The sequence below is a fragment of the Desulfosporosinus sp. Tol-M2 genome, from assembly GCF_059735615.1.
The window spans coordinates 1-3,726 of record NZ_JCAIJG010000012.1; the positions used below are offsets into that span (position 1 = coordinate 1).

A 3,726-nucleotide genomic window follows, 5' to 3' on the forward strand; every position below is an offset into this window, starting at 1 on the left:
TCACTGCTTACAGATTTCGAAAGACCCCTGCCTTACGCAAAGCTTGATAAGCAATAAGAATAAACGGACCTAAGATTAAGCCAATCACTCCAGTGGATGCCAGCCCAATATACATGCTAATGAGAACAAAGAGTGGATCGAGTCCTACATTGTCTCCAAGAATTTTTGGTTCAATAATGTGTCTCAGAACTGTGATCAGAGTCGTTAGGAGTAGAAGCTGGATAGCCAACAGGCTATGCCCACTTATTAAGGCGAGAATAGACCAAGGGACAAGGACAATACCCACTCCTAAAACCGGAAGTATACCAAAGATCCCAGTTACGGTCCCTATGAAAATCGCATATCTTGTGTGGAATAACATTAATCCGGTGATGGATAGAAACAAAGTAATTAAAAAGATAATGAATTCCGCCCGGATAAAACCTGCAAAGGCACGAGAAAAATCCCGGCCTAATTCACTGATATGCTCGCGCCATTCCAGGGGAAAGATATTTAAAATTTCGTTGAGATAGCGTTGGGAACCTTTGGACATAAAAAAAGTCGCGACTAAGGCAATAGCAATAATAATAATGATTTCCGGGATTTTAGCAGCCATCGATAATATACTGGTCAGTACAGCGGGGATAGTATTGATGAATTCCTTAACTGTATTGTTTATGGTCTCAATATCGGTACCTGGTAATTTGAGATAATAAATTTCTAATTTGGTTAGCCAATGAGTAAAAAAGTTTTGCAACAAATCATTATAATGTGGCCAATTAAAATAAATGTCCTGAATTTCTTGAATCAGACGAATAACTATCAGAACAATAATTACGCCAAATCCACCTATTTCCACGATCATAGCTGTTAAAACAGCAATTCCTCGGGGAAAGCGGAATTTACGAATTAGAAAGTTCCTAAGAGGATTGATGGATACTGTCATAATAAACGCAAGAAGAAAGGGCAAGAACAAATAAATAAAGTGCCCTACGAGAAAGATTAATCCGCCAACAACTACCCAAAAGGAAATGAATTTTAAACTTTGAGTAAAGAATGCTTTGGTCACGTGATTCACTAATTGGACTCCCTTCTCCTCGGATGTTGTATTTGTCTGCGCCAACGCCTATCAGCGTATTTTTTTTGGCTGATGAGGAGTAATATTACGACTCCCAGGAGTATGAATCCCTGAAGCCAGGAAATATAATTTAAACGCAAACGGCTTACAAGTGAAGGTGAAATTGTCCGCGAGGATTTTAAAGGAAGCGTGTTTACTAGTTTGTTCCCGTCCAGAACTTCGACGTGGGCAACAATTTGATCCGCTTGTACAGAACTAAGAGGACTGGAAGAAGTCGGTATGACGCATAAATTTAATACCGGACTTTGTTCGTGGAGTTTCTGAGTCATATAAATCGGACGGTCGATAATTAGATCAACCGGTGAATTATTCACTTTAATTGTTGCAATCACCGATCCTGAAGGTTTAAAAACAGTCTCTTCAAACTGAGTAAAGCCATACTCAAACATAGCCTGCATATCTGTATAGATTTCACGTCCCGGAGATTTAAGGATCACGCCTATGAGTTGTCGTCCATCCTTGGTCACTGATGCGACAAGACAATTTTGAGCAGCAGTTGTGTATCCTGTTTTAATGCCATCAACGTTTGAGTCTCTCCAAAGCAATTTATTTTCATTAACCATTAGCCTGGGAATATCCGGTTTTGATCGGGAAATAGTTTGTGATTTAGTACGAACATAGTTGGCAAATAGGGGATTTTGATAGGCAACTCGCGCAATAAGTGCTAAATCGTGAGCCGTCGTGACGTGCCCAATCTCAGTTAATCCACTCGGATTAAGGAAATGGGTCTCGGAAGCTCCTATTTCAAGAGCACGTTTATTCATCATTTCGACAAATTTTGGTAAGTTGCCTCCTACATGTTCTGCAATTACAACAGCCGCATCGTTGGCGGAGTTTAACAGTAAAGCATAAAGAAGGTCCTTTAAGGGCATTTTTTCCCCAGGCTCAAGATATATTTGTGTGCCATAGACGAGCTTGTTATTAAGCATAGAAGAACTCGCAGTTACGATATCATCTAAATTTCCATGCTCAAGTGCCAAGAGACCAGTCATAATTTTGGTTGTGCTTGCAGGCTCCAGTGGCTTATCCGGATTCTTCATAAAGAGGGTTTGACCAGATAATACATCGATTAAATAGGCGCCCTCTCCACGTATTTGAGGTTCTTTTGCAGAAGGGTCTTCCGCAAATGCGTTGGGAGCAACATTAAAGAGTATCAATATGGTAAGGAGAAAAGCAGTGAAGAATTTCAACAACGAAGAACTCTTCTTATTCATGATGTATTTCAATTGCTCACTCTTCCCCCTTTAACGAAATATTTATCCGATAGCTAACAGTTCCAAGTGGCCTTCTTCTTTAAGAGAGAGATATGAACTGTACAGCTCCTGGATAACGATTTCTAACTGTCAGGTGGAGTAAAACTCCATCTGACGCTAAGAACTCTGTCGATGTTGCTTGTCTAATGTCAAAACATATCGTATATTCCTGCAAATTGCAAATACATTGGCCCCGCTTTTCCTTATAGGCAACCAATATTTAGTTATTCGAGGAAAATAAGTATTGTCCTGCAGAAAGTATAATAAATAAATGTCCATCATTTTGACAGACATTTATTTTAAGAATTCTTATGTGGCAAGCCCGGTCATCCTTGGCTATCTCTCAAAGGCTTGACGCCAGCCAAGTTTTCTTTATGTTTCTCGATGATTTCTTGCAAACGAGTCCAGAATACGTACCGACGAACGTCCGCGAGACGGCCTTCTTTGTTAATGAACACGTGAACTGTTTTACCTTCAGCCAAGAGGGTTTCCTCTCGATAAATGCGGTAATAAAAACGTACTGAGCGCGCAGATATGTGATCCAACCTGGTAATAATAACGAGGTCATCATCATAGCGTGCGGGTACGCGATAGTGGCAATTGGCATCGATAATCGCCAAACCTAAACCCTGTTCATCAATTTTAGTATACGGGAGATCTAATTCCCGAAAAAGTTCGGCTCTTCCGACTTCAAACCAAACAAGATAATTAGAATGATAAACGATACCCATTTGGTCTGTTTCAGAATAACGAACACGTACATGTGTTTCGGAAGACAATCCCAACTATAGTCCCCCCTTAAGGTTTTGTCTAATCATAAAGACTTTGCACCCTCTTAAGTGCTCAGGGCGCTTGATAAAAAATATAGAAAATAAACATCTATCGTAAATAGATCGAGGGGTTGACCGCAGAACCATTAATAATGAGCTCAAAATGCAGATGGGGACCTGTCGAATGCCCGGTTGAGCCAACCAATCCAATCCTCTGACCTTGTTTTACTTGTTGGCCGACAGAAACCAGAAGTTTTGAGGAATGGGCATAACGTGTTTCCACACCGTTACCGTGGTTAATAAGAATCATGTTACCGTATCCTCCAGCCCATCCTGCTGCAACTACTTTCCCTGAAGCAGCAGCGAAATAGGAACTGCCTGTGCCCCCGCCAATGTCTAGACCGTTATGAAAACAGCCCCAACGATACCCATAAGGAGAATTAATCGGACCTCTTAAGGGCCAGACAATCCCAGTGGCGCTGTTCGATCCTCTGGAAGCGGCTCTAGCCAGAGAAACAGCGGTGAGCCCGGGCCCTTTGGCTACGACTTGCGTAACGGGTTGCTTGGCTATTTTTTCTTCGATAAC

The 3,726-nt window shown here is 41.3% G+C and carries 4 protein-coding genes; all 4 read right to left on the reverse strand.

Features of this window, described 5'->3' with window-relative positions:
* Positions 1-7: 7 nt before the first annotated feature.
* Positions 8-1,057, reverse strand: a complete 1,050-nt coding sequence (gene ytvI / locus AC6I5A_RS00280) for a sporulation integral membrane protein YtvI (RefSeq protein WP_034610334.1) — start codon at positions 1,055-1,057, stop codon at positions 8-10.
* Positions 1,057-2,307, reverse strand: a complete 1,251-nt coding sequence (locus AC6I5A_RS00285; RefSeq protein WP_034610337.1) for a D-alanyl-D-alanine carboxypeptidase family protein — start codon at positions 2,305-2,307, stop codon at positions 1,057-1,059. The genes ytvI and AC6I5A_RS00285 overlap by 1 nt, the downstream gene beginning before the upstream one ends.
* Positions 2,308-2,696: 389 nt before the next feature.
* Entirely contained in the window at positions 2,697-3,155 is a 459-nt protein-coding gene (locus AC6I5A_RS00290) for a YbgC/FadM family acyl-CoA thioesterase (protein WP_052167789.1), read from the reverse strand.
* Positions 3,156-3,249: 94 nt separating this feature from the next.
* The coding region (locus AC6I5A_RS00295; protein ID WP_034610336.1) for a M23 family metallopeptidase at positions 3,250-3,726 on the reverse strand (477 nt) is incomplete at its 5' end.